The 23,779-nt window shown below is 70.2% G+C and carries 28 protein-coding genes and 1 pseudogene; 14 read left to right on the forward strand and 15 right to left on the reverse strand.

The genetic code is table 11. From position 1 onward, the window contains the following. The 4 genes from VGZ23_08220 to VGZ23_08235 form a co-directional block, all read right to left on the reverse strand. Positions 1-524, reverse strand: a 524-nt coding sequence (locus VGZ23_08220) for an ABC transporter permease (protein HEV2357580.1), incomplete at its 3' end; no start/stop codon positions are given. Continuing rightward, positions 521-1,615, reverse strand: coding sequence for an ABC transporter ATP-binding protein (locus VGZ23_08225; protein ID HEV2357581.1), 1,095 nt, complete (start codon positions 1,613-1,615; stop codon positions 521-523). The genes VGZ23_08225 and VGZ23_08220, both read right to left, overlap by 4 nt. Before the next feature lie 79 nt (positions 1,616-1,694). Further along, positions 1,695-2,852 (reverse strand): extracellular solute-binding protein, encoded by a 1,158-nt coding sequence (locus VGZ23_08230; protein ID HEV2357582.1) that lies wholly within the window; start codon positions 2,850-2,852, stop codon positions 1,695-1,697. 146 nt (positions 2,853-2,998) lie between these two features. After that, a complete protein-coding gene (locus tag VGZ23_08235) occupies positions 2,999-4,141 on the reverse strand; it encodes an NADH:flavin oxidoreductase/NADH oxidase (protein HEV2357583.1) in 1,143 nt (380 codons plus the stop codon). Positions 4,142-4,302: 161 nt separating this feature from the next. Between VGZ23_08235 and VGZ23_08240 the strand changes: the two genes are divergently transcribed. The 7 genes and pseudogenes from VGZ23_08240 to VGZ23_08270 all read left to right on the forward strand — a co-directional run bounded on the left by VGZ23_08240 (position 4,303) and on the right by VGZ23_08270 (position 9,141). Next, entirely contained in the window at positions 4,303-4,722 is a 420-nt protein-coding gene (locus VGZ23_08240) for a VOC family protein (protein ID HEV2357584.1), read from the forward strand. A gap of 73 nt (positions 4,723-4,795) precedes the next feature. After that, positions 4,796-5,980 (forward strand): M20 family metallopeptidase, encoded by a 1,185-nt coding sequence (locus VGZ23_08245; GenBank protein HEV2357585.1) that lies wholly within the window; start codon positions 4,796-4,798, stop codon positions 5,978-5,980. A gap of 10 nt (positions 5,981-5,990) precedes the next feature. Then, positions 5,991-6,857, forward strand: coding sequence for a polysaccharide deacetylase (locus tag VGZ23_08250; GenBank protein HEV2357586.1), 867 nt, complete (start codon positions 5,991-5,993; stop codon positions 6,855-6,857). 15 nt (positions 6,858-6,872) lie between these two features. Next, positions 6,873-7,409, forward strand: a complete 537-nt coding sequence (locus VGZ23_08255) for a histidine phosphatase family protein (GenBank protein ID HEV2357587.1) — start codon at positions 6,873-6,875, stop codon at positions 7,407-7,409. Between the two features lie 72 nt (positions 7,410-7,481). After that, positions 7,482-7,580 (forward strand): annotated as a pseudogene (locus tag VGZ23_08260) (oxidoreductase). A gap of 242 nt (positions 7,581-7,822) precedes the next feature. Beyond that, positions 7,823-8,392, forward strand: coding sequence for an MOSC domain-containing protein (locus VGZ23_08265; protein ID HEV2357588.1), 570 nt, complete (start codon positions 7,823-7,825; stop codon positions 8,390-8,392). Next, on the forward strand, positions 8,389-9,141 hold the full coding sequence (locus tag VGZ23_08270) for an HAD family phosphatase (GenBank protein HEV2357589.1): 753 nt from the start codon (positions 8,389-8,391) through the stop codon (positions 9,139-9,141). Before VGZ23_08265 ends, VGZ23_08270 begins: the two co-directional genes overlap by 4 nt. 53 nt (positions 9,142-9,194) lie before the next feature. On the opposite strand, the gene VGZ23_08275 is transcribed toward VGZ23_08270, so the two are convergent. The 9 genes from VGZ23_08275 to VGZ23_08315 form a co-directional block, all read right to left on the reverse strand. Beyond that, on the reverse strand, positions 9,195-9,452 hold the full coding sequence (locus VGZ23_08275) for a zf-HC2 domain-containing protein (protein ID HEV2357590.1): 258 nt from the start codon (positions 9,450-9,452) through the stop codon (positions 9,195-9,197). Between the two features lie 4 nt (positions 9,453-9,456). Further along, positions 9,457-10,143, reverse strand: coding sequence for a sigma-70 family RNA polymerase sigma factor (locus VGZ23_08280; protein HEV2357591.1), 687 nt, complete (start codon positions 10,141-10,143; stop codon positions 9,457-9,459). Between the two features lie 168 nt (positions 10,144-10,311). Further along, positions 10,312-10,527: a hypothetical protein gene (locus VGZ23_08285; protein HEV2357592.1), complete on the reverse strand. Its 216-nt coding sequence runs from the start codon at positions 10,525-10,527 to the stop codon at positions 10,312-10,314. Between the two features lie 148 nt (positions 10,528-10,675). Beyond that, positions 10,676-11,206, reverse strand: coding sequence for a RidA family protein (locus VGZ23_08290; GenBank protein HEV2357593.1), 531 nt, complete (start codon positions 11,204-11,206; stop codon positions 10,676-10,678). A 39-nt stretch (positions 11,207-11,245) separates the two neighbouring features. Beyond that, complete coding sequence (locus tag VGZ23_08295) at positions 11,246-11,857, reverse strand: alpha/beta fold hydrolase (protein HEV2357594.1); 612 nt, start codon at positions 11,855-11,857, stop codon at positions 11,246-11,248. 18 nt (positions 11,858-11,875) lie between these two features. Next, on the reverse strand, positions 11,876-12,634 hold the full coding sequence (locus tag VGZ23_08300) for an SDR family oxidoreductase (protein ID HEV2357595.1): 759 nt from the start codon (positions 12,632-12,634) through the stop codon (positions 11,876-11,878). 51 nt (positions 12,635-12,685) lie between these two features. Further along, positions 12,686-13,591 carry an ABC transporter permease gene (locus VGZ23_08305; GenBank protein HEV2357596.1) on the reverse strand — a complete coding sequence of 302 codons (906 nt, stop codon included), beginning with the start codon at positions 13,589-13,591 and terminating at the stop codon, positions 12,686-12,688. Further along, on the reverse strand, positions 13,591-14,529 hold the full coding sequence (locus VGZ23_08310) for an ABC transporter permease (protein ID HEV2357597.1): 939 nt from the start codon (positions 14,527-14,529) through the stop codon (positions 13,591-13,593). The genes VGZ23_08305 and VGZ23_08310 overlap by 1 nt, the downstream gene beginning before the upstream one ends. Before the next feature lie 31 nt (positions 14,530-14,560). Then, positions 14,561-16,150, reverse strand: a complete 1,590-nt coding sequence (locus VGZ23_08315) for an ABC transporter substrate-binding protein (GenBank protein ID HEV2357598.1) — start codon at positions 16,148-16,150, stop codon at positions 14,561-14,563. A gap of 259 nt (positions 16,151-16,409) precedes the next feature. Here VGZ23_08315 and VGZ23_08320 point away from each other — a divergent pair, with 259 nt between their 5' ends. The 3 genes from VGZ23_08320 to VGZ23_08330 all read left to right on the forward strand — a co-directional run bounded on the left by VGZ23_08320 (position 16,410) and on the right by VGZ23_08330 (position 19,071). After that, complete coding sequence (locus tag VGZ23_08320; protein ID HEV2357599.1) at positions 16,410-17,153, forward strand: copper amine oxidase N-terminal domain-containing protein; 744 nt, start codon at positions 16,410-16,412, stop codon at positions 17,151-17,153. A gap of 118 nt (positions 17,154-17,271) precedes the next feature. Then, complete coding sequence (locus VGZ23_08325; GenBank protein HEV2357600.1) at positions 17,272-17,676, forward strand: thioesterase family protein; 405 nt, start codon at positions 17,272-17,274, stop codon at positions 17,674-17,676. A gap of 12 nt (positions 17,677-17,688) precedes the next feature. Next, positions 17,689-19,071: a M20/M25/M40 family metallo-hydrolase gene (locus VGZ23_08330; protein ID HEV2357601.1), complete on the forward strand. Its 1,383-nt coding sequence runs from the start codon at positions 17,689-17,691 to the stop codon at positions 19,069-19,071. 11 nt (positions 19,072-19,082) lie between these two features. Here the strand turns inward: VGZ23_08330 and VGZ23_08335 are convergent, their stop codons facing one another. Beyond that, positions 19,083-20,522 (reverse strand): amidase, encoded by a 1,440-nt coding sequence (locus tag VGZ23_08335; GenBank protein HEV2357602.1) that lies wholly within the window; start codon positions 20,520-20,522, stop codon positions 19,083-19,085. A gap of 14 nt (positions 20,523-20,536) precedes the next feature. Continuing rightward, positions 20,537-20,743 carry a hypothetical protein gene (locus VGZ23_08340; GenBank protein ID HEV2357603.1) on the reverse strand — a complete coding sequence of 69 codons (207 nt, stop codon included), beginning with the start codon at positions 20,741-20,743 and terminating at the stop codon, positions 20,537-20,539. A 163-nt stretch (positions 20,744-20,906) separates the two neighbouring features. Between VGZ23_08340 and VGZ23_08345 the strand changes: the two genes are divergently transcribed. The 4 genes from VGZ23_08345 to fabG all read left to right on the forward strand — a co-directional run bounded on the left by VGZ23_08345 (position 20,907) and on the right by fabG (position 23,664). Continuing rightward, entirely contained in the window at positions 20,907-22,094 is a 1,188-nt protein-coding gene (locus tag VGZ23_08345) for a membrane dipeptidase (protein HEV2357604.1), read from the forward strand. Between the two features lie 91 nt (positions 22,095-22,185). Then, positions 22,186-22,389 (forward strand): hypothetical protein, encoded by a 204-nt coding sequence (locus VGZ23_08350; GenBank protein HEV2357605.1) that lies wholly within the window; start codon positions 22,186-22,188, stop codon positions 22,387-22,389. A gap of 58 nt (positions 22,390-22,447) precedes the next feature. Continuing rightward, positions 22,448-22,918 carry a MaoC/PaaZ C-terminal domain-containing protein gene (locus VGZ23_08355; protein HEV2357606.1) on the forward strand — a complete coding sequence of 157 codons (471 nt, stop codon included), beginning with the start codon at positions 22,448-22,450 and terminating at the stop codon, positions 22,916-22,918. Then, positions 22,915-23,664 carry a 3-oxoacyl-ACP reductase FabG gene (fabG, locus tag VGZ23_08360; GenBank protein HEV2357607.1) on the forward strand — a complete coding sequence of 250 codons (750 nt, stop codon included), beginning with the start codon at positions 22,915-22,917 and terminating at the stop codon, positions 23,662-23,664. The genes VGZ23_08355 and fabG overlap by 4 nt, the downstream gene beginning before the upstream one ends. Positions 23,665-23,779 lie beyond the last annotated feature (115 nt).

The raw sequence follows: 23,779 nt of genomic DNA on the forward strand, positions 1-23,779 counted from the left end.
GGGATGAAGACGTGCACCAGGCCGATCAGCACCCCGAGGTCGTTGTACATGAGCGCGAGCGGCCGCAGGCCGAGCGCCTGCAGCGCCTGGTTGATCAGGCCCGTGTCCTGCAGCAGGATCATCCAGCCGTAGGTCCGGATCAGCACGCCGACGAGAAGCGGCGAGATCACGAGCGCCATCAGCAGGCCCTTCCGCCGCTGCGGGGCACGCGCCAGGTGGTAGGCGAGCGGATACGACACGAGGAGTGCCAGGGCGGTGGTCAGCCCGCCGATCTGGAGCGTGTGCAGGATCACGCCCCACGTGAACGCGTCGCCGACGACCCGCGCGTAGTTGCCGAGCGTGAAGACGCGGAGGTAGGCTGCGGTGGGACTCGGCGTCATCGTGCTGATCACGAGCAGATTCAGATACGGCAGCACGAAGAAGCCGAGCAGCAGCACGGCCGCCGGGGCGACGAGCAGGTGGCGGCCGGCGGCCGCCGCCTGCAGCGGCCGGGCGTTGATCTCGCGGCGCGCGGCGACGGTCACGGCTCCCCGGCTCCCTGCACTACGCCAGGCGCGTCGCCGGCCGGCACGGTCCAGGCGGCGGTTTCCGGAAACGAGACCGCGACCCGGTCTCCGGGACGGTGGGCGGCCGCCCGGCCCTGCACCCGCAGCACGATGCCGTCCCCCACGTCGACGCGGAAGTCGGTGATCGCGCCGAGAAACGTGCGTTCGAGCACCACCCCGTTCAGCCGGTTGATCCCGTCGCCCCGGCCGTCCAGATCGATGTGTTCCGGGCGGACGCTCAGCAGGGCGCGCGTTCCCGGCGCCAGCCCGGCGGGACCGCGGCCGCGCACGAGGCCGGCCGGCGTGTCCACGACCAGCGCGTCGCCGGCGCGGAAGGCTACGCGTCCCGGCAGCAGATTGGTGAGGCCGATGAACGCGGCGACCGCCGCGGACCGCGGGCGGTGGTAGATCTCTTCCGGGGCGTCAAACTGCCGCAGCACGCCGTCCATCATCACCGCCACGCGGTCGGCGAGGACGAGCGCCTCGGCCTGATCGTGGGTCACGTAGAGCGTCGTGATGCCGAACTCGCGCTGCAGCGACCGGATGTAAAACCGCATCTCCTCGCGCAGCTTGGCGTCGAGGTTGGCGAGCGGCTCGTCGAGGAGCAGCACGCTCGGGTTGATCACGAGCGCGCGGGCGAGCGCCGTCCGCTGCTGCTGTCCGCCCGACAGCTGCCGGGGAAACCGGCCGTCGAGCCCGGCGAGGCCCACGCGATCGAGGATCGCCGAAACCCGGCGGGCGACGTCCGGGCGCGCCACCCCGCGCATCTCGAGGCCGAAGGCGACGTTCTGCGCGACTGTGAGGTGCGGAAAGAGCGCGTAGTGCTGGAAGACCATCCCGCAGTTGCGGCGCTCCGGCGCCACGTCCGTGACGTCGCGGTCGCCGAGCCTGATCCGCCCCGCGCTGGGCGTCTCAAACCCCGCGACCATGCGCAGGGTGGTCGTCTTGCCGCAGCCCGACGGGCCGAGGAGGGCCACGAGCTCGCCCGACGCCGCGTCGAGCGTCAGCTCGGACACCGCGACGACCTCCGCGAAGCGCTTCGTCAGCCCCCGCAGGCGGATCTCAGCCATGGGGCATGCCGAGGGAGGGCCGCGTCCGTCGCACAGCGACGCGGCCCTCCGGGTCTTTCCGCCGGTGCCGTGACGCGGCTCAGCAGCTATGCACCTGCCGGTTCCAGGCGTCCGTCATCTGCTCGCGGGCGCCGGAGGTGTTGAGCCAGACGTAGTCCCACCGCGGGATCCGGCCCAGTTGTTCCTGGGTGACCGGAATCAGGGGCGCGGCGCTGCCCTGGATCTTGACGTGGCTGTTGGCCGGCGTCCAGTAGAACTTTTCGGCCCATCTCTGCTGGATCGGCGGGCTGAGCCAGTAGTTGATGAACGCGTAGCCGAGGTCCTTGACCTTGCTGCCCACGGTGACGTTCATGTCCTGCTCAAACATCCCGCAGTAGCCTTCCTTCGGCAGCACCCAGGCCACCGGGAGGTTCGCGATCTTCAGCTGGGCCCATGTTGGCGAGTCCATCAAACCGACGTAGATCTCGCCCTGCGTTATCATCCCGAGCTCTGTGAGGCTGAAGTCGACCTGGCGGGCGGCGCAGAGGTTCTTGGCGATCCAGTCGATCGCAGGCTTCCAGTTCCGGTAATCTCTGGTTAGGATCTGCGCCAGCTTCATTACGTGCTGCGGCTCGCCTGAGTTGCCGATTTGGAAAAACACGGTCTTGTTGCCGTACTTGCCCAGGTCGAGCCATGATGTCGGCGGCGTCTGCACCTTGTCCGTGCGGTAGCCGATGCCGAGTGGTCCGACGAGGCCGAGCACCCCGACGTCTTTCGGCTGCCGGAGCGCCTTCGGCACGAATTCGATATTGGGGACCTTATCCGCAGGCAGGGGAACGAAGAACCCTTCCAGTCGCAGCTGCGCCAGGTACGTCTCGTTGGTGACGAACACGTCGTACGGCGAGTTCGTTTTGCCGGCGGCCCGCATCCTGGCGAACCAGTCCTTCGCGAGCCCGACCGCCAGCTCCACCTTGGCGCCGGTGAGCGCTTCGAACGCCGGGATGTGCTCCTCCTCCATGAACTTCTGCCACAGTCCGCCGTAACTCGTCACGACGAGCGTCTGACCCTTGAAGGACGCCGGTGCCGCGGCGACCCTCCCGGATTCGCCGAACGCGCCGACGACCGCGGAGGCCGCCGCCGCGCCGACGCCGAGCTGTCCCAGTCCGCGGAACAGGTCTCGCCGCGTGATCCTCCCGTCCAGCCACTTCGCGACCATACTCCGGATGATCGGGTTGCGTAGCAACGCACCGGTACTCATGAACGCCCCCCTGGGTCAGACCTGAGCCGGGCAACGACCGTGGTGGGCGATGGTTCCACCCGCTCGGGGAGGCTTCCTCCACGCGGTCCCGCGCGGCCGCGGCGTCCACGGCGCGCGTCCGCCCGGAGTTTGTTGCGCTCGACGGCCTATTTCGCGCGCACGTACTGCACCGGCCACGGCGCGGCGTCGGGATGCCCCAGCGCCTTGGCCGCGTGCATCGGGAAGTACGGGTCGCGCAGCAACTCACGGGCCAAGGCGACGAGGTCGGCCCGGCCCTCCGCGACGATCTCCTGCGCCTGCTCGGCGGTCGTGATGAGCCCCACGGCCATCGTCAAGGTACCGGCTTCCCGGCGAATGCGCTCCGCGAACGGCACGTGGTAGCCGGGGCCGAGCGGAATCTCTTGGGCCGGCGACAGACCGCCGCTCGACGTGTCGATGACGTCGACGCCGCGGCGGGCGAGTTCCCCGGACAGGCGCACGGTCTCGTCGATGTCCCATCCGCCCGGCACCCAATCGGTGCACGACAGCCGGACGGATAGGGGCCGCTCCTGCGGCCACACCGACCGCACGCCGTCCACGACCTCGGCGAGCAGGCGGATGCGGTTCTCGAACGCGCCGCCGTACCGGTCCGTTCGCCGGTTCGAGAGCGGCGAGAGAAACTCGTGCAGCAGGTACCCGTGGGCCGCGTGGATCTCGACGACGTCGAATCCGACGCGCAGCGCCCGTGCCGCGGCATCGGCGAACGCGCGAATCACGCCGGCGATGTCCGCCGCGGTCATCTGGCGCGGCGTCCGGTAAGTGTCGCTGAACGGGATCGGACTGGGCGCGATCGGCGTCCATCCGCCGTCGTCATCTGGAATCGCCGCAATCCCCTCCCAGGGCCGCCGCGTGCTCGCCTTGCGCCCGGCGTGCGCGAACTGGATGCCGGCGGCCGCGCCCTGGGCCTTGATGAAGGCCGCCGCGGGCGCGAGCGCCTCGGCGTGCGCGTCCGACCAGATCCCGAGATCCTGCGGCGAGATGCGGCCTTCCGCGGTCACGGCCGACGCTTCGGTGAAGACGAGGCCCGCCCCGCCGATCGCCCGGCTGCCGAGGTGCACGAGGTGCCACTCCGTCGCCAGGCCGTCCCGCGCTTCGCAGGAGTACTGGCACATCGGGGAGACCACGATGCGATTGCGGAGGGTAAGGCCGCGGATCGGGAGGGGCCGGAACAGGTCCGGCGGCGCGGCCGCCGCGGCCGGCCCGGCGGGCGGGGCCTGCGATCCGGACGGCGTTGGTTGCGGCACGGTCATGGCGAATCCCCCTCCCGGGACGATGGCAGATACGTGGCGAGTTCCTCTGTCTCGAACGCGCACGGCGGTCCTCCTAATCCCGGCTCTCGTGGCGCGGACGCAGGGCTCCTTTCCTCCGCGGCGGTAGTCATTATCCACTCAACCGTTCGGAGGTGGACCCAGTGGGACCGCTCGATCGCACGCTCTTTCGGCGGGTCGATCACATCGGCGTCATCGTCGCCGACCTCGACGAGCAGAAACGGTGGCTCGGCGAGATTTTCGGACTGCCCGTTACGCGGGAGCTCAACTTCCCGGAGACCAGGCTCAAGGCCGCCTTCTACGGCTGCGGCGGGGTGGACATCGAGATGATTCAAGTCGACGATCCCGTGGTGCGCCAGAAGCGGCTCGGTGAGGGCAACCGCGCGCGGATCGAGCACATCGCGGTCGAAGTGGACGACATTCCGGCGGTGCTCAAGAAACTCGCCGCGCTCGGCGTCCGGACCACCGAGCCCGAGCCCCGGAAGATCGGCGACCGGCTGAATGTCTGGACGGTCGCCGAGACGACGGGAGGCGTGTCCTACCAGCTGATTCAGCGCACGTAGCGCCGCGCGGAGGGGGCCCGCCGCACGCCGGAGAAGCCCGCTTCATCCGCACGGCCGTGTCGAGGTGACGTTCATGGACGAACTGAACACGCTGAAGGAGCGCGTCTGCGTGGAGATCGATGCGGCGCGCGAAGAGTTCGTCGCGCTCAGCCGGCGCATCCACCAGAATCCCGAGCTCGGGCTCAACGAGCATCAGGCCGCCGAATGGATCGGGGCGATGCTGGGCGAGGCCGGTTTCTCGGTCGAGCGCCCGATCGCCGGCCTCGCGACGGCGTTCCGCGCCGATGCGCGCGGTAGTGCGGCCAGGCCGCACGTCGCGCTGCTCGCGGAGTACGACGCGCTGGCCGGTCTCGGGCACGCCTGCGGGCACAACCTGATCAGCATGGCCAGCGTCGGCGCCGCCGTGGCGCTGCGCCGCGCGGTGAAGCGGCTGCCCGGGACGCTCACGGTGCTCGGGACGCCGGCCGAAGAGACGATGGGCGGCAAGGTCGTCATGGTCGAGCAGGGCGTCTTCGACGGCGTCGACGCGGCGATGATGTTCCATCCCTCGCGCAACAACTGGTGGACGCGCGGAGCGCTGGCCGCGCAGTCGCTGGTCATGAAGTTTCACGGCCGGCCCGCGCACGCGGCCGCGATGCCGGAGAAGGGCATCAACGCGCTCAACGCGTTGCTCCTCACCTACCATGCCATCGACTCGCTGCGCCAGCACGTGCCGAGCGACGTGCGCATCCACGGCATTATTACGAAGGGCGGGGACGCGCCGAACGTCGTGCCGGCCTACGCCGAGGGCGACTTTCTCGTCCGGGCCGCGGCGCGCTCAACGCTGGCCGAGGTCATGGCGAAGGTCAAGCGATGCGCCGAAGGGGCCGCCGCGCAGACCGGCGCGCGCGTGGAGTTCGGGCAGGGTCTGGTCTACGCCGAGCGCTACAACAACCAGGTGCTCGCCGGCCTCTTTGCCGGCAACATGGGGCGAATCGGCATCGAGGGCGAGCAGCCTCCGAGCCAGGGCGGCGTCGGCTCCTCCGATATCGGCAACGTCAGCATGGTGTGCCCGACGATTCATCCGTATCTCAAGATCGCCGACGACGTGTCCGGACACACCGAGGAATTTCGCGAGGCCGCCGGCGCGCCCCGGGGATACGAGGCCATGCTGGCCGCCGCCAAGGGGCTGGCGATGACGGCGCTCGACGTCTTCTACCGGCCCGACGCCGTGCCGGCGATGTGGAACGAGTTCAAGGCGACGGTGCCGCGCGCGTAGGCGCGGCCCGGTGGGGGCGGGGCCGGTCGTGCGGTACCGGTGGCCGGACGGACACGAGTGCGCCGCGGCGCTGACGTTTGACGTCGACGCCGAATCCGCGCTGATCTTTCGAGAGCCCGAGCGCGCGGCGCGCTCGCTCGCCGCGAATGAGGAGCGCCGGTTCGGCGTGCGGACGGGCGTGGAGCGGATCCTCCGCCTGCTCGAGCGGTACGGCCTGCGCGGGACGTTCTACGTGCCGGGGTGGACGGTCGCGCACCATGCCGCGGCGATCCGGCCGATTTGCGACGCCGGCCATGAGCTTGCCGCGCACGGCAACGTGCACGAGTCGCTCGACACGCTCGACGAGGAGGCGGAAGCGCGCGTGCTCGACGAGCAGCTCGACATCTGGAGGTCGTGCCTCGATCTCCGGCCGGACGGCTACCGGTCGCCCTCGTGGGAGCTCAACGCCGGCACGCCGGCGCTGCTCAAGTCCCGCGGATTCGTCTACGACAGCTCGCTCATGGGCGACGACATTCCGTACCATCTCGCGACGCCCGCCGGGCCGCTCGTCGAAGTGCCGGTGCAGTGGCTGCTCGACGACGCGCCGATGTACCGGCACGTGTACGGCGCGAGCAACCAGGTCGCGGATCCGGACCGCGTGATCCGCATGTGGGCGCAGGAGTTCGACGGGATGCGCCGGGAGAGCGGCTGCTTCGTCCTCACAATGCACCCCTGGATCTCGGGCCGCGCCGGACGCCTCCTTGGTCTCGAGCAGTTGATCCAGCACATGCGCCGTGTGCCCGGCGTGTGGTTCACCACGGTGGCGGAAATCGCCGCGTGGGCGGCCCGGCAGGACGCGAGGATCGTCCATCCGGCCGCGGGGACCACGCGTCCGTAGCACGCCCGGCCCGCCGTGCGGATCTATTTCGTCACGCACTCGACCTCGGTGGACAATGAAGCCGGGATCGCGTCGGGCCACCTGGATACCGGCCTGTCCGCGCGCGGCCGGGGGGAGGCCGCCGAGTTGCCGGCCCGCCTCGCCGGGCTGCCATTCGGGGCCGTCTTCTGCTCGTCGCTGCGCCGCGCGATCGAGACGGCCGAGATCGCGTTCGGCGGCACGTACCCGATTCGCGCCGACGCCCGGCTGGACGAGGTCGACTACGGCGACTACGCGGGGATGTCCGTTCCGGCGCTCGACACGGTGCGGGGCGGGTACATCGACGTCGCGTTCCCGCATGGTGAAAGCTACCGGCAGCGAACGGCGCTCGTGGAGGCCTTCCTGTCGGAACTCCGGCAGGCCCCCGGCGCGGACGCGGTCCTGATTGTCGGATGCCGCGCGACCAAGTGGGCGCTCGACGTGCTGCTCGACGGCCGGACGCTTGCCGCGGTGGTGACGAGTCCCTTCCAGTGGCGGCCGTATTGGCCCTACACGCTCGCTCGCCGGGAATGAGGAGCCGAACGTCCACGTGTTCTGTCGGGGAGCGCGTCGCCAGGCGATCCTTCCCGGGGTAAAGGAGCGCTCATGCCCACGCTGGAGGGTCGAGTCGCAGTTGTGACCGGTGGAGGCCGCGGCATCGGCGCCGCCACCGCTGTGGCACTGGCCGAGGCGGGCGCGTCCGTCGCCGAGCGCGCAGGCGCTGCTGGCCGCCTCAGACTGAGTAACGCGGCCGGAGTCTCCGAGAAAACCACGGTCGACGTGGGCGCTACTTGCCGAGGACGATCGGTATTGTCAACGCGATGGTCAGGACAAGCGCCCACAGCCCGGGCGCGGACGTCAGCGGCTGCTCTTTCCGGCGCTGTGCACGAGCTTCTTCCATCGACGACAGGGGGATCCACCACGGACTGTATCGTGCCTCGCTCAACCTGGATGGAGACCGGCAGGCCGCCTTATCGGTCCACGGCGGGCCGAGCAAGGCGGCGTACGTGTACCCAGCCGAGCACTATGAGTATTGGCGCCGTGAGTTGCCCGAGATGACGCTGCCGTGGGGGATGTTTGGCGAGAACCTCACCGCCGAATGGCTGCGGGAGGACGCGATCAACATCGGGGATCGGTGTCGCGTGGGGTCGGCGGAAGTGATCGTCACCGAACCCCGCCTGCCGTGTTACAAGCTCGGCGTCAAATTTGGGCGCCAGGACATCGTCGAGCGCTTCCTCGCGAGCGGCCGCACGGGCTTCTGCCTCGCGGTCGTGCGCGAAGGACTGGTTGAAGCGGGGGACGCGGTCGAGTTGATCGAGCGGGACCCTCACGGGGTGACGGTCGCGGACATCACACGATTGTACGCGCACGACAAGACCAATCGGAATCTGCTCGCCCGTGCCGTACAGGTTCCGGCCCTGCCCGACCGCTGGCGGGCTTACGTCCACGATCGCATCGAGAAGCTCGGGGCGACGGCGGATCCCGGGCGCCCCTCGCCCGGGCGTGGCCGGGCATGATTCGGGCGATGATCTTCGATCTCGACGGGACGCTTGTCGAGACCGAGCGGTTGAAGGCCCTATCCTATGCGCGTGCCGTGGCCGAACTGTGTCCGGGCGCGTTTGCCGAGCAGGACGTCGTGGAGGCATTCAAGGATGTCGTGGGCCGCTCCCGCGATGAAGTGGCGGCCGCCCTGACGGCGCGGTTTGCGCTTCACTCCGCGGCCGAAGCCCGCGCGCGCGAGTTCGGCGTCAGCGAGCCCTGGCAGGTGCTCGCCCGGCTTCGGCTGCCCTATTACGAGGCGATCCTGGCCGATCCCGAGGTCTTGCGGGCAAGCCGGTGGCCGCACAACATCGCGTTGCTCCACTCCGCCCGCCGGATGGGATGCAAGACGGGGTTGGCCAGCATGTCGTACGGTGACCAGGTTCGGCGCGTGCTGAAGGTGCTGGCCCTGGAGGACGCCTTTGATTTCATCGCCGCCCGGGACGACGTGGTGCACCCAAAGCCGGACCCGGAGATCTATTTCCTCGTCGCCGGACGGTTAGGCGTGCCGCCGGGCGAATGCCTGGTGATCGAAGATTCGCCCGTCGGCGTGCAGGCCGCCGTCTCGGCCGGGATGCCGGTGATCGCGGTGACCACCCCGTTCACCCGCGGGCAGTTCGCGGAGCGGGATGTGTTGGACCGGCGCTGGGTGGTGGACGACCCGGGCACGCTGCCCGATGTGGTGCGTCAGCGGATGGCCGCGCCGCGCGGCGACGGAGGGCGATGACGTGTCGGTGCGCTACGTCACCGAAGCGCGCCCGCAGGCCGCGGACGGAGAGATTACGGTGACCCGCTCTTCTTCCAATCGCGAAATACTTTGAGCAGAGCGCGCTGCGCGTCTTCCGAGATCGACTCACGGGGCAGTCGGCCCAGGGCCCGAACCGTGTGGCGCATCTGCTCCAAGTAGGTTCGGCACGGAGGGCAGATCGCCACGTGCTCCTCGAAGCGCACGCGGTCCGGAACCGGCAATGTCCCCTCCAGGTACTCGGTCACCACCTCGACCAGCTCCTGACAGGACAGTTCGTCTGAGGGCGGCATCGGTCTACCCCTCTCCGAAGTACCGTTCGAGTGCCCGGCGCACCTTCGATCTGGCGCGATGGAGCAGCACCCGCTCATTGTTCGGCGTGATCTGAAGCAGTGTGGAGACCTCTTCCCCGGCCCACCCCTCCACGTCGCGCAGCGTGATGACCTCGCGCTGGTCCGGCGGCAGCCTGTCGATGGCGTGCTGTATCTCCGCCCGGACCTCCGCCGACAGCAGGCGCTCCTCGGGAGAGTCGCCCCAACTCTCCGGCGGCGATGCCCAGTGCCCCGGCCACCGCGGATGATCGGCGCCCAGGAAGCGCCCGGGCTCCACGGCCGGCTCTTGGTCGGACGGTGCGTCTGCGAGCGCGGAGAAGGGAACGCTGCGGCGCTCGCGCTGCGCCTGCGTCCGGACGCGGTTCATCAGGATGCTGAAGATCCACGTCTTCAGCGTGCTGCGCTGCTCGAAGCCGGCGATGCCTTGAAGCACCCCGAGCCAGGTGTCTTGCACAACCTCTTCCGCCGCGGCACGCGGCAGATGCATCGACGCGACCCGAAGCATCGCCGCCGCGTGGCGGTCCACCAGGCTCACGAACGCCGCCTCATCTCCGTCCCGGAGCCGCGCCACCGCGTCGGCGTCGGCATAGGACGCCGGGTCGACAGGCCCGCGAAGCTCGCGCTCTTCCGGCAGGTCGACGTCTCCCCGCAATGAACAACGTGCCGCGCCACGATGAGACCCGTGCTGCCGCCCACGGGCGCGGTCACCAGGCACTTCCGGATCACGGACCTCGGTCCCTTCGATGCCCCCGAAGGTGCCGGGCCGGCACGCGGGCAATCACCCGCGGCCGGCCCGGCTTCGGGGACGTGCTCGATCACACTACCGGTTGAACTCGTGGTCCCGGTCCTGCGTGCCGCTCGTTCCCGTCATGGCGTCCGTGCCGTTCGACGGAACCACGACCGCCGCGGGCGCACCCGTCCCGTACTGCGGCGCCGCCGGGGCGTTGTTGAGACCGCCCGCCTCGTTCGCAAACGCGGTCGAGACTGCCGCCGCCAGACTTCCCACCGTGAGCATCACTGCCAGTGCCTTGCGCATTGTCCTTCCTCCTTTGAGATTGTGGAGCCTGCGATTTTGATCACGTAGGAGTAGTCTCGCGATGGCCCGTTTCATTACACTCGCGCCGGCTTCTACCTCGCCGTCGCGCGAGGGGGCATCGTGGAAAGCAAAGACGGGATCGGGCCGGTCAGCGGATTTCGACGATCATCTCGATCTCGACCGCGATGCCGAGCGGAAGCGACCCCATGCCGACCGCCGAGCGCGCGTGCCGGCCGCGGTCGCCGAAGATCTTCACCAGCAGGTCTGAGGCGCCGTTGATGACCTGCGGCTGCTCGGCGAACTCCGGCGTGCCATTGACCATGCCGAGCAGCTTGACCACGCGGCGCACGCGGTCGAGGCTGCCGATCGCCGCGCGGAGCGAGGCGAGACAGTTGAGCATCACGAACTGCGCGGCCTCGTACCCTTGCTCGGTCGTGAGATCGCGGCCGAGCTTGCCCCCGTACACCACCCGGCCGTCCCGGAGCGGCCCGTGCCCCGAGACGAACACGAGCTTGCCGGAGACGACCGCGCCGACGTAGTTGGCGAGCGGCGCCCCGGGCGCCGGCAGCCGCAGTCCCATTTTTTCGAGCGCCCGCTCCACCCGTCCGCCGGTACGAGCGGCCGGCCGGGCCCGTCCCGCCGCGGTCCGTTTCGTGCTCTTCCTTTTTGGAGTTGACATCTTATCCCTCCCGTTGCGACGTGGCGGCCACGGTGCCGCTCAGAGCCTCTCCTCCGCGAGGTGCGCTGCGACATACCGCGCGACCTCCGCGGGGCGTTCCTCCGCGAATATGTGCGTCCCCCCGGGGATCACGATCAGTGTGGCCCGGGGCAGCAGGCGGGCGAGGTACTCACCGACCGGGACCGGACTAATCGGGTCGGAGCCCCCCCACAGCAGAAGCACCGGCGCATCGATCGTCCGGATGCGGTCGCTGAGATCGGCGCGGTAGTCCAGCAGCCAGTCCGGCGCCGCCGGGTACTCGCGCCGGTACGACGGCCGCCAGTCTTCGGTCCGAAAGAGCGAGAGGTCGATGCCGCCGGACGTGGCCGAGAGTACCATGCGCCGCACCATCCGGGGGCGGTCGAGGGCGGCGCGGATCGCCACCGCTCCCCCCATCGATTGCGCGACGAGGTCGACGGGGCGGTCCATGCGGTCCGTCACGAGCCCCACGAGATGATCAAACGTGGAGACGCGAGGGTCCGGTGGGACGGCTCCGTGGCCCGGCCACTCCAGAAACACCCGCTCGTACTCCGCGGGCAACAGGTCGGCGACCGGACGCCAGAACATTCGATCCCCCCGTGCGCCTGGAAGGAAGAGGACCCGGCGATGCATAGCCGTTGACCGCGGCCGCTACTGGGCAAGATATCCGCCGTCCACCGGCAGGACCACGCCGGTGATCCCCGAGGCGGCCGGCGAGGCCAGGAAGTGGACCGCGCGCGCCACCTCGTCGATCTCGAGGACCCGGCCGAGCGGAATGCGGCCGAGCACCTGGCTCCGCGACTCGGGGTGGCGCAGCACCTCCGAGGTCATGTCCGTCTCCACGAACGTCGGCGCGACGGCGTTCACCCGGATGCCCCGCGTCGCCCACTCGATCGCCAGCTGCTTGGTCAGCGACGCCACCCCGCCTTTGCTGGCGCAATAGGTCGCGCGGTTCGGCAGCGCCACGAGGCTCATCGTCGAGGCAAGATTGACGATCGCTCCGCCGCCCCCTCCCAGCATGACCCGGGCCGCGGCCTGGCTGCAAAAGAAGACCGCCTTCAGGTTGATGGCCATGACTTCGTCCCACTCCGCCGCGGTTACGTCGAGGGCCGGGGTCCGGTGATTGATGCCGGCGTTGTTGATCAGGATGTCGAGCCGTCCGTACGCGGCGAGGGCGCGGTCGGCGATCCGCCGGCCCGCCTCGGGGTCCCGGACGTCGGCCTCAATCGTCGCGCAGCGCCGGTCGAGCGCTTCGATCGCGCGGCCTGCGCCGTCCAGCGCGCTGCGATCGCGGCCTGCGACGACGAGATCGGCGCCGGCGCGCGCGAGCCGTTCCGCGATGCCGCGGCCGATCCCGCGCCCCCCGCCGGTGACGACCGCGACCTTCCCCTCAAGACGGCTCCCGTCCATGGCGCCCCCCATGCACACGGCTGGCCCGCGCCCGCGGGCCGCGCGTTCCGGTTACCGGTAGAGTCGTGGGTCCAGCGCGTCGCGCAGGCCGTCGCCGAGAAAATTGAACCCCAGGATCGTGACGAAGATCGCCGCGATCGGGAAGAACACCTGGTGCGGCGCGATGTCCAGGTAACTTCGCGCCGCGAGCACCATCGCCCCCCACTCGGGCGTCGGCGGCTGGGCGCCCAATCCCAGAAACGACAGCGCGGCGGCAAAGAGGATGGCGGAGGCCATGCCCAGCGTTGCGGTGACGATGATCTCCGACGAGACGTTCGGCAGCACATAGCGGATGAGGATCCGGGCGTCGCCCACGCCGACGGCGCGGGCGGCTTCGACGTACTCGTTCGCGCCCACGCGCAGCACGGCGCTCCGCACGATGCGGACGAACCCCGGGATCGTCGCGATCCCGACCGCGATCATCGCGTTCTGGAGGCTGGGGCCGAGCGCGCCGACGATCGCGATCGCGAGCAGCAGTCCCGGAAACGCGAGGAGCACGTCGATCAGGCGCATGATCGGATTGTCGAGCCGCCGGTAGAATCCGGCCAGCAGACCCAGCGCGATGCCGAACGTCGCCGCGATGCCGACGGAGATGAGCCCGATGCTGAGCGAGATGCGGCTGCCGTAGACGACCTGGCTGAAGATGTCGCGGCCGAGGTGGTCGGTGCCGAACGGATGCGCGGGCGACGGGCCGGAGAACCGTGCGAGGATGTTCGGCTGGGTGGGATCCGCGACCGCGAGAAAGGGCGCCGTGGCCGCGGTCAGCAGCAGCACGGCGACGATCGCCCCGCCGATGCGCACCTGCCACGACCGGCCGAGGCGCCGCCAGACGGTCGCGTGGCGCGGCCGCGCTGGGCCCGCGGCGCCGAGGGCGGTGTGCGGAGTGATGCCGAGATCCCGGTCACGGGCCGTGGCCATCAGCCGTACCGGATTCGGGGGTCCGCCGCGGCGTAGCCGACGTCGACGAGGATGTTGGTGAGCACGAAGGTGACGGCGAAGAGCAGCACCCCGCCCTGGACGATCGGAAAATCGCGGCCGAGGATCGCCTGCACGACGAGCCGGCCCATGCCCGGCAGCGAAAAGATGGTCTCGGTGATGAACGCGCCGGTCAGCAGCCCGCCGAACTGCAGCCCGATGATCGTGATCACGGGGAGCAGGGCGTTGCGGAAGCCGTGGCGGACGATGACCGCGGTTTCCCGCACGCCCTTGGCGCGCGCGCTCCGGACGTAGTCCTGGTGCAGGACCTCGAGCATCGACGACCGCGTCAGACGCGTGAGCAGCGGGATGACGCCGCTGCTGACCGTAATCGCCGGGAGCGCGATGTGCCGCCACCCGTCGGCCGTCCAGAGCGACTCGTAGCCGGTGAGCGGGAACCAGCGAAGCTGGATCGCAAACACCCACAGGAGGATGAGTCCGACGGCAAACACCGGCATCGCGTTGCCGGCCAGCACGACGAAGATCGTGGAGAGATCGAGCAGGGAATTGCGCCGGTAGGCGGCCAGGATGCCCGTCGGCACGCCGACGAGGGTGGTCCAGGCGACGCCGACCGCCGCGAGCGCGAGCGTGACGGGGAACGTGTCGAGGAGCCGCCCCAACACCGGCTCCCGGGACCGGATCGACCGGCCGAAATCGCCGCGGACCAGCCGGCCGGCGTACCGCGCGTACTGGACATACAACGGCTGGTCGAGGCCGAGCGAGCGCTCGATGTCGCGCACCACCGACGGAGGCGCGTCGGGGCCGGCGACGACGAGCGCCGGGTTGCCGGGCGTCAGGTGCAAGATGAGAAATACCAGCACCGACACGCCGAACAGCACCGGTACCGCCTGAACGAGGCGGCCCGCGATGTACGATGCCATCATGGCGACCGGCCGGCGTGGAGAGGCGTCGCTATTTCAGCTCGAGATCCAGCATCTTGTACAGTGTGTTGGCGTGCATCTTCGGGACGAGCAGCCGCTTGGAGGCGACGACGACCCGCTTCTCGTGCACAAGGGGCACCCAGATCGCGTCGCCCACGATGATCTGCTGCAGCTTCTGGTAGGCCGCCATCCGCTCGGCTTCACTGGTGCTCGACCGGCTCGCCTCGAGGAGGCGGTCGGTCTCGGGATCGGCCCAATCGAACCGATTCGGCGCCGGCCGCTGTTTGCTGTGAAAGTAGAAGTACAGCACGTCGGGCGTCGTGTACCGCACGTTGATGAGGAACATGTCGTGCTGCCCGGCGCGCAGCGCCGCCAGGAACGCGGTCCACTCCAGTTGCTGCGTCCGGACGTTGACGCCGACGCCGGCCAGCTCCGCCTGGACCAGGGGCACGACACTGTCGAAACTGCCTCCCGGCGTCCAGAGGAAGAGCAGCGAGAGCGGCTGGCCGTTCTTTTGCCGCGTCGCCCCTGAGCGGGGCTGCTTCCAACCGTCCTCGTCGAGCAGCCGCTTCGCCGTGCTCGGGTTGTAGTGATACCCGATATTCTTGACCCCGCTCCACCATCCCGGCGTGCCCGGGGCCAGCGGACCGAACGCCTCGTCGGCCAGGCCGTAGTAGGCGCCGGCGATCAGTTCCTGCTTGTTGATCCCGTAGTTGATCGCCTCGCGGACCTTCGGATCGTCGAGCGGCTTGTGCCCCAGCTTGAAACCGATGAACGCGGTGTTGAGGTCGCTGTACCGGATCACCTGTAGCTTGCCCTCGCGCGTGAGCCGGTCCACCTCCTGGCCGGGCACGTTGGGATCGAACTGGGCGTCGCCGACCTGGACGGCGGCGAGGCGCGGCGTGTCCTCGGTAATGACCTTGAAGACGATGGTGCCGAGATGGGCGGGCCCCTGGTTCCTGTAGATCGGCGGGCCCCACGCGTAGCTGGGGTTGCGGATGACAACCAGCCGGTCGTTCCGCACCCACTCCCGCAGGACGAACGGCCCGGTGCCGTCGACCTTGCCGGCGCCGGTGCCGTAGTCGTCGCCTGCCTTGGTGACGGCGTCGGCGTTCAAGATGCTCGCCGCGTATCCGGCCAGGTTGATCAGGAGGATCGACAAGGGTTCCTTGAGGTGGAGGACGACCGTTTGCGGGTTCGGGGCGTCCACGCTGTCGACCGGCGAGATGTTGAAGGCCGTGGGCGAGCCCCTGAGCGTCCGCCAGCGGTCGAGCGTGAATTTCACGTCGGCGGACGTGAGCGGTTTGCCGGAGGCGAAGCGCACGCCCCGCCGCAGCGTAAACGTGTAGATCTTCCCGTCCGGCGAGATCGCCCATTTTTCGGCCAGCCCGGGCTTGACGGTGTTGTCGTAATCCAGCGAGGTCAGGGTGTCGTACAGGACGTAATCGACTTCGGCGGACGAGGTCGCGGTGGTCCGTTCGGGGTCGAGCGTTTCGCTTTCTTGCCCCCGCGCGAAGGTGAACGTTGGCCCGGCGCCGGGTGCGCCGAGTGCGAGCACGGGCATCGCGAGCACGGCGAGCGCGACGCATCCGGAGACGAGCCGGCGGCCGATCGGACGCATTGATATCCCCCCTCGAGGACTTGAGCGGGCCGGGTCAGCGGTGGGCATCAGGTTCGGCGGGCCGCCGGAGGCTCCCTGTTGGCCGTGTAACATCGTCGGGATTGCTCGGTCGGGATGGCTCGGGAGACGCGCCGAACTCGAGGTTTCGCAACCAGCCGCCGGGGGTAGTTACTAGAACTGACTCATCGGAAGGGGGCAGTGGCTCCCCTTCGTGCGTTTCTGTTCGGCGCGTTCAGCGCCAGTGAGGAGGTTGTGATCCATGCGCAACAGACGCTACGTTTCCGCCGGCGCCCTGCTCGCACTGGCCGTGATCTTCGCGGTCGGCGCGCCGGGCGGCGCCCAAACTCCGGCGCCCTACGTGCACGTGCTCGTAGACGGCCAGCCGGTCGCGTTCGACGTCCCTCCGCAGATCGACAACGGCCGCGTGCTCGTGCCGCTGCGCGGCGTGTTCGAGCGCCTCGGTGCCACCGTGGCCTGGGACGACCGGACGCAGACCGTGCTCGCGCAGCGCGGGGCCACCGGGGTCTCTCTCGTGATCGGCAATACCCAGGCGATGGTGAACGGACGGCCGGAGATCATCGACGTGCCGCCGCTTGTCGTGGCGGGCCGCACGATGGTCCCGCTCCGGTTCATCAGCCAGGCGCTCGGCGCGACCGTGAACTGGGACGCGGCTTCGACCACCGTGACCGTCATCAGCGGGAGCGGCGCGCTGCCGCCGTCTCGGACGTACGCGCCGGGGCCCGCCGTGCAGCACGTCGTCGGGACGCTCGTCGCCGTGCGTCTCCCCGTGGATCCCGGGTCGCCGGGCCTGATCGTCGTGAGCCACAACGGCGTGATCTCGCGGTACGTCGTGACCGGGTCCACGGTCATCACCCGGACTAACACGGCGAACGGCGGCGGCGGATCGGTCGCGCTCGGCGCGCTTCGGCCGGGCGACACCGTCGATCTGCTGATCAGCCCGAACAACACGGCGCAGAGGATCCGCGCGACCTACTCGCAATAGCATCTGCCCGCGGCAAGGCCTCGGGGCCGCCGGGCAACACGCCCGGCGGCCCCGATCGTGGCGGGTTCCGCCGGGGGTGACGGCGCGGCCCGCTGTGCTATGATCCGCGGGGGCGACGATGCGCGACGGCTTGATCCCGGGTACCGCGGCCGAAGTCGAACTGACCGTGACCGACGCGATGACCGTGCGCTTCGACGAGCTCGGGGCGACCCACCCGGTGTACGCTACGTGGATGATGATCAAGCACATGGAAGAAGCGGGGCGCAAGGCCATCCTGCCGTTTCTTGACGAGGACGAGGACGCGGTGGGCTACGCGATCGACGTCGTCCATCTGGCCCCCACCCCGGCCGGCGCCCGGGTGCGGGCCCGCGCGGTCCTCGACCGCGTCGACGGACGGCGCATCCACTGCCGCGTGGAAGCGCACAACGAGCGGGAGAAGATCGGCGAGGGTCGCACGGTGCAGGTCGTGCTGTCGCGCCGGCGCCTCGACGCCAGGTTCCGGGACATCGGTGCGATCCGGTAACGGGAGGGCGCGATGTCGGTCCGGCCGGTCCATGCGTTCATCGCCGAGCATCGCGAGGATGAGCTCGCGACGCTCATGCGGCTCGTGCGCCAGCCGAGCGTCAGCGCGCAGGACGCCGGCGTCCGCGAGTGCGCGCGCCTCCTCGCCGGCATCATGTCGGACTGCGGCATTCCCGCCCGGATCGTCGAGACGCCGACCCAGCCCGTGGTCTACGGAGAGATCGCCGGCGACCCGCGGGCGTTCACGCTGATCTGCTACGGGCACTACGACGTGCAACCCCCGGAGCCGCTCGACCTCTGGGAGTCGCCGCCGTTTGCGCCTGAGATCCGCGGGGGGCGGATCTACGGCCGCGGCGTGGGCGACAACAAGGGCCAGCTGCTCGCGCACGTGCTGGCCGCGCGCGCCTGGCTCGAGACGGCGGGGCGCCCGCCGATCAACGTCAAGTTTGTGTTCGAGGGCGAGGAGGAATCGGGCTCGCGCAGCCTGCGGATCTTCGCCGAGGAGCATCGGGAGATGCTGGCCGCCGACCTGGTGTACATTTCCGACGGCGGCCTGCATCCGTCGGGGCGGCCGGTGATCTCTCTCGGCAACCGCGGCAACCTCGGGCTGACGCTCGTTGCGCAGGGCGCCGACCGCGACAACCACTCCGGGAACAAAGGCGGCGTGGCCCCGAACCCCGTCTGGATGCTCGTGCACCTGCTGGCCACGATGGTCGACCCGAACGGCCGCGTGCTGATCGAGGGGTTTTACGACGACGTCCGGCCCGTGGGGCCGGCGGAGGAACGGATCCTCGCCACCCTGGACTTCGACCCCCAGGCGTTTGCGGCGACGATGGGTCTGCCGACGCTCGCGATCGACGGGCCGACGTACTGGCGCCGGATCATGCTCGAACCCTACGTCAACATTCAGGGCTTCGTGAGCGGGTATGTCGGGCCGGGGTCAAAGACGATCATCCCCGCCCGGGCAGAGTGCCGGATCGACATGCGGCTCGTCGTGGACCAGCGGATCGACGACATCTACGAGAAGGTGAAGCGCCACGTCGCCGGCGTGGACCCGCGCGTCCACGTGCAGGTCCGCGGGTCGCGCACGATGGAGGCGACGCGCACGCGGCCCGACCATCCCGCCGTGGGGGTCATCGCGGAGGCCATCCGGGCGTATCGCGGCCTGGACCCGGTGCTCAACCTATCGAGCGGCGGCAGCCTGCCGAACGCCGTCTGGCCGGACGTGCTCGGCGTCGACCACATCGGCGTGCCGTACGCCAACGCCGACGAGAACAACCACAGCCCCAACGAAAATCTCAGTCTGGAGCGATTCTACGACGGCATCCACGTGAGCGCCCAGGTCTTTCAGACGCTGGCCGAGGCGCACGCCCGCGGCGCGCTCCGCCGCGCCTGACCGGCCCCGGCCTAGGCGCATCCCGGCGGGATTCGCCGGTGCCAGTCGGTGCTCTCCTGATAGGCGCGTCCGAGACCGATCAACGTCGCTTCTTCGAACGGCCGGCCGACGAGCTGCACGGCGATCGGCAGTCCGGTCGTGCTGAAGCCGCAGGGGATCCCCAGCCCGGGCAGCCCGGCGAGATTCCCCGCCGGGGTGAGCGCGGCGTTGCCGGCCACGACCGGGATGCCCCCCGGCCCGCGGCGTTTTGCGCCCACCGGCCGCCACTCGGCGTCGATCGGTTCGTCGATGCGGAGCGCCGGGCGGGGGCGCGCCGGAGCCAGGATGACGTCGACGCGTCGAAACAGGTCGGCGAACGCCTCCTGCAGGAGCCGCCGGACGCGCATCGCGTCGATGTAATCGACGGCGGTCACTCGCATGCCGGCGCGCAGCCCGATCGCCTGGCGCTGGTCGGCCAGCAGCGCCGCGCGGCCGGTGCGGATGAGATCTTGAAACGACGCCGACCCCTCGGCCCGGATGATGATCCGGGCGAGCGAGTCGATCGGCAGGGCCGGGAGCACCACGCGTACGGTCCGCGCGCCCAGGCTCTTGAACGCCTCGAGCGCCGTCCGGAGCGTCGCGCGCACGGAGGGATGCGCGGTCTCGAAATCCTCGACGGCATACCCGATGCGCAGCGCGCGGAGCGGCCGGCGCCGGCGCGGCATGCGAAATGTCCGGCCGGCGGAGGCAGGATCGCGCGGGTCCGCGCCCGACATCGCCTCGAGCACGATGCCGCAGTCCTCCGCGGTGCGGCACATCGGTCCCAGTTTGTCCATCGTCCACGACAGGGCCATCGCGCCGTACCGGCTGACCAGCCCGTACGTCGGCCGGAGTCCGGTGACGCCGCAGTTGGACGACGGCGACAGGATCGACCCGGACGTCTCGGACCCGATGCCGTACGGCACGAGGCCCGCCGCGACCGCGACGCCGGTGCCGCTCGACGAACCGCCGGACCAGTGCTCGGGATTCCATGGATTGCGTCCGGGGCCCTGAAGAGAAGCGGAGGGCCACCGGTAGCCGCCGCCGCCGGCGAGCTCGATCATCGCGAGCTTCGCGACGAGCACGGCGCCCGCCGCGCGCAGCCGCTCGATCACGGCGCCGTCGAACGGCAGCACCTGCCGCTTCCACGGCGGCGCCCCGTACGTCGTCGGGCCCCCCCGGGCCGCGAGCAGATCTTTGGCGCCGTACGGAATCCCGGTGAGCGGGCCGGCGTGGCCCCGCGCCAGGGCCGCGTCGGCGGCGCGCGCCTCCCGCAGTGCACGTGTCCGGAGCAGCGTCGCGTACGCGTTGAGCGGGCGGCCGAGCGATTCGAGGCGGTCGAGCGAAAGCCGGGTCAGCTCCAGGGAGGAGAAGCGCCGCCGGCGCAAACCGTCGCGCAACTCGTGGATCGTCGCAAAGAGGGGACTCGCCATCGCCGCCGGCCGCGCTACGGCTTGAAGAGGAACGACGGCTCGGTGGCCATCGGCATCTTGACCGCGCGAAGCGCGGCCGTCGATGTCTCCTGAAACTTCAGGACTTCGGCCAGGCTGCCGGTGGACGGCCGCGGTGCTGCGGGCCGCGATCGAGCCCGGCGGGGCCGCGCGGGGATGCGGGCGGGTGATGCCTTGGATCGCGTGCGTCGGCGTCGCGTCATATCCGCCTTCATACCACGCCGCGCGGACGGGGTCCTTGAAGTGACGGCGCGAACAGAGGGCCGCCCCGGCCAGGACGAGAAGTCCACGCCACCGGCACTTCGCGCCATCCGCCCGTGGCGGCGGCCGGCGCGGCATGCCGTCATCGTCCTCGGAGGTGTGGACATGCCGCGCGCCGGGCCCACGCTGACCCCCGACGAAGCGCGAACGCTCCATCACGAAGCCCTGGTCGTCGACAGCCAGCAGCCGCCCGCCACGACGGGCTTCCTGTTCACGGACCGGATGCGCGCGGCGGTCGCGGACCTGCACGCGCGCAAGATGGCCCGCGACGAGGCGCAGCCGCTGCTCGTCGACCTGGCGGTGCAGGAACTCTTGTCCTCGTCGGCGGCGCGCGAGCAGTATCTCGAATTCTGGCACGCCTCCGGCGTCACGGTGGCCTGCGGCACGTATTCGGGCGCGCACCGAATCAGCGAGGCCTACGAGACGGCGAACCGCCGGCTCGCCCAGGCCCACGCCGTCATGGAGGCGCTCGACGGCGACCTCGTGCTGTGCCGCACCGCCGCCGACATCGAGCGGACGCACGCGGCCCGCAGGCACGGCCTCATCCTGGACTTTCAGAACACGACGCCCTACGCGGACGCCCTGGACCGGATCAATCACTTCCACAACCTCGGCGTGCGCATGGTGCAGCTGACCTACAATCTCCGCAACCTCGCCGGCGACGGCTGCACGGAAGCGTACCAGGGCGGCCTCTCGCATTTCGGGCGCGAGGTGGTGCGGCGGCTCAACGATCTTCGCACGCTCGTGGATGTGAGCCACTGCAGCGAACAGGTCGGCTGGGACGCCCTCGGCGTCTCGGCGGCGCCGGTCATCGTCTCGCACTCCGCGAGCAAGGCCGTCTGCTACCACGATCGGGGTAAGACCGACGAGCTCGCGCGGGCGATCGCCGACCGCGGGGGCTACTTCGGCGTGGTCGTCATCCCGGGCTTCATCTCCGACAAGAAGGAGCCGGGCCTCGATGACTTCGCCGCGCACATCGAGCACCTCGTCGACGTCTGCGGCATCGATCACGTCGGCATCGGCACCGACAAGGCCGGGCCGGGACCCGGGACGGAGTCGATGATTGTCTATCCGCCCGACATGCCGAAACGCCGGGCCGGCACCTTCGGCTGGGACGGTTTCCGCGCGGTGGAGCACCGCCTGACGGCCGACTACCATCTCAACGGGTTCGAAGACTTTCGCGATTGGCCGAACCTCACCGTGTGCCTGGCGCAGCACGGGTTCAGCGAGACGGAGCTGCGCAAACTGCTGGGGCTCAACTTCCTGCGGGTATTCCGGGACGTTGTCGGATGACGGCGCGGGATGCGCTCGGCGGCGCCCCGCGGGCCGGTACGTGCCCGGCGACCTGGGCCCTGCCCCGTGCCGTGGTGACCATTCGCGTGGCATGACGCGCGCCGAGCCCGCGCCCGATCCCCACGCGGCGCGCCGCGAGCGGCGCAAACAGCGGGAGCGCGAGGGAATGCAGGTGCACGGCCGCAGCGTCCGGCGGCTGGCCGAACTGAGCAGCCGGCCGGGGCACGTCACGCCGGCCGCCGTGCCGGGGACGGCCACGCGGCGTCGCCGCTCGAAGCGCCGTCGGCGGCGTTGACGCGGGCCGGGCGGGTTCGCCGTCACGGCCCGAGGGTGCAGGACGCGGGAGGCGATCGATGAGCATGTACTACGAGGACGTGGAGGTCGGGGCGGAGTTCGAGAGCCCCGGGCGGACCGTGACGGAGGCCGATGTCGTCGGCTTCGCCGCCCTATCCGGCGACTGGAACGCGATCCACACCGACGCCGTGTTCGCCTCGGGGACGCGGTTCGGTCAGCGCATCGCCCACGGCGTGTTCGGCATCGCGCTGGCGACCGGCCTCTCCACACGGCTCGGGCTGTTCGGCGAGACGACCGTCGCCCTGTTGAGCGTCGAGTGGAAGTTTCGCGCCCCCGTGTTCATCGGCGACACCCTCCGGCTGCGCGTCCGGGTCGTGTCGAAGCGCCTCACCTCCCGCGGCGACACCGGCGTGCTCGAGCGGCAGATGGCGCTCGTGAACCAGCGGGGCGAGGTCGTTCAGGAAGGCACCATGCCGATCCTCGTGCGGGTCCGCGCGCCGCGGGCCGCCGCGCCGGAGGCCGGGCGATGACGCCGCTGCTCGCCGGCCGGGTCGCCTTCGTGACGGGGGCGGGGTCCGGCATCGGGCGCGCGATCGCGACGCGCTTCGCCGAGGAGGGTGCGGATCTCGCGGTGGTCGATCTCAACGACGCCGCGGCCGCGCACACGGCCGGGATCGTTCGCGGCCTCGGCCGCCGGGCCGAGGTGCTCCACGCCGACGTCGCCGCGGCCGCCGACGTCGCCGCCGCCGCCGAGCGCGCCCAGGCGGCGTTTGGGCGCATCGATGTCCTCGTCAACAACGCGGGCGTGACGCGTGACGCCACGATCCGGAAGATGACCGACGAGGACTGGGACTTGGTCCTCGACATCCACCTCAAGGGTACGTTCCTCTGCACGCGCGCGGTCGCGCCGCGGATGAGAGAGGCCGGCCGCGGCGGCGCCATCGTGAACATGTCGTCGATCTCCGGCAAGATCGGCAACTTCGGTCAGGCGAACTATGCGTCCGCCAAGGCGGGCATCGTGGCGCTGACCAAGGTGACCGCGCGGGAGTACGCGCGCTACGGCATCCGCGCGAACGCGATCCAGCCGGGCCTCATCGATACGCCGATGACCCGCGCGATGGGAGAGGAGATCCTCAAGGACCGGGTGGCCGGCACGCCGCTCGGCCGGATCGGGACGCCGGAGGAGGTCGCCAACGTCGCGCTGTTTCTGGCCAGCGACCTCGCGAGCTATGTCACCGGCGCCGTGATCGAAGTGACCGGCGGGCGGCACCTCTAGCCGATGGATCCCCGCGTCCCGCAGACGCCGTTCGCGCTCGTGTCGGGAAGCGCGGGCTGGGGATTGAAGTTCCCGGACGATCTCGATGAACCGGGCGTTCGCGTCGTCGAGCGCG

Source organism: bacterium (genome assembly GCA_035945995.1).
GTDB lineage: Bacteria > Sysuimicrobiota > Sysuimicrobiia > Sysuimicrobiales > Segetimicrobiaceae > DASSJF01.

What these genes read in the sequence shown, in the direction of transcription:
- VGZ23_08225 (HEV2357581.1), bottom strand. Translation starts at nt 1,615, where the DNA reads ATGGCTGAGATCCGCCTGCGGGGGCTGACGAAGCGCTTCGCGGAGGTC.
- VGZ23_08230 (HEV2357582.1), bottom strand. Translation starts at nt 2,852, where the DNA reads ATGAGTACCGGTGCGTTGCTACGCAACCCGATCATCCGGAGTATGGTC.
- VGZ23_08235 (HEV2357583.1), bottom strand. Translation starts at nt 4,141, where the DNA reads ATGACCGTGCCGCAACCAACGCCGTCCGGATCGCAGGCCCCGCCCGCC.
- VGZ23_08245 (HEV2357585.1), top strand. Translation starts at nt 4,796, where the DNA reads ATGGACGAACTGAACACGCTGAAGGAGCGCGTCTGCGTGGAGATCGAT.
- VGZ23_08270 (HEV2357589.1), top strand. Translation starts at nt 8,389, where the DNA reads ATGATTCGGGCGATGATCTTCGATCTCGACGGGACGCTTGTCGAGACC.
- VGZ23_08275 (HEV2357590.1), bottom strand. Translation starts at nt 9,452, where the DNA reads ATGCCGCCCTCAGACGAACTGTCCTGTCAGGAGCTGGTCGAGGTGGTG.
- VGZ23_08285 (HEV2357592.1), bottom strand. Translation starts at nt 10,527, where the DNA reads ATGCGCAAGGCACTGGCAGTGATGCTCACGGTGGGAAGTCTGGCGGCG.
- VGZ23_08290 (HEV2357593.1), bottom strand. Translation starts at nt 11,206, where the DNA reads ATGTCAACTCCAAAAAGGAAGAGCACGAAACGGACCGCGGCGGGACGG.
- VGZ23_08295 (HEV2357594.1), bottom strand. Translation starts at nt 11,857, where the DNA reads ATGCATCGCCGGGTCCTCTTCCTTCCAGGCGCACGGGGGGATCGAATG.
- VGZ23_08300 (HEV2357595.1), bottom strand. Translation starts at nt 12,634, where the DNA reads ATGGACGGGAGCCGTCTTGAGGGGAAGGTCGCGGTCGTCACCGGCGGG.
- VGZ23_08305 (HEV2357596.1), bottom strand. Translation starts at nt 13,591, where the DNA reads ATGGCCACGGCCCGTGACCGGGATCTCGGCATCACTCCGCACACCGCC.
- VGZ23_08310 (HEV2357597.1), bottom strand. Translation starts at nt 14,529, where the DNA reads ATGGCATCGTACATCGCGGGCCGCCTCGTTCAGGCGGTACCGGTGCTG.
- VGZ23_08315 (HEV2357598.1), bottom strand. Translation starts at nt 16,150, where the DNA reads ATGCGTCCGATCGGCCGCCGGCTCGTCTCCGGATGCGTCGCGCTCGCC.
- VGZ23_08320 (HEV2357599.1), top strand. Translation starts at nt 16,410, where the DNA reads ATGCGCAACAGACGCTACGTTTCCGCCGGCGCCCTGCTCGCACTGGCC.
- VGZ23_08325 (HEV2357600.1), top strand. Translation starts at nt 17,272, where the DNA reads ATGCGCGACGGCTTGATCCCGGGTACCGCGGCCGAAGTCGAACTGACC.
- VGZ23_08330 (HEV2357601.1), top strand. Translation starts at nt 17,689, where the DNA reads ATGTCGGTCCGGCCGGTCCATGCGTTCATCGCCGAGCATCGCGAGGAT.
- VGZ23_08335 (HEV2357602.1), bottom strand. Translation starts at nt 20,522, where the DNA reads ATGGCGAGTCCCCTCTTTGCGACGATCCACGAGTTGCGCGACGGTTTG.
- VGZ23_08340 (HEV2357603.1), bottom strand. Translation starts at nt 20,743, where the DNA reads ATGACGCGACGCCGACGCACGCGATCCAAGGCATCACCCGCCCGCATC.
- VGZ23_08345 (HEV2357604.1), top strand. Translation starts at nt 20,907, where the DNA reads ATGCCGCGCGCCGGGCCCACGCTGACCCCCGACGAAGCGCGAACGCTC.
- VGZ23_08350 (HEV2357605.1), top strand. Translation starts at nt 22,186, where the DNA reads ATGACGCGCGCCGAGCCCGCGCCCGATCCCCACGCGGCGCGCCGCGAG.
- VGZ23_08355 (HEV2357606.1), top strand. Translation starts at nt 22,448, where the DNA reads ATGAGCATGTACTACGAGGACGTGGAGGTCGGGGCGGAGTTCGAGAGC.
- fabG (HEV2357607.1), top strand. Translation starts at nt 22,915, where the DNA reads ATGACGCCGCTGCTCGCCGGCCGGGTCGCCTTCGTGACGGGGGCGGGG.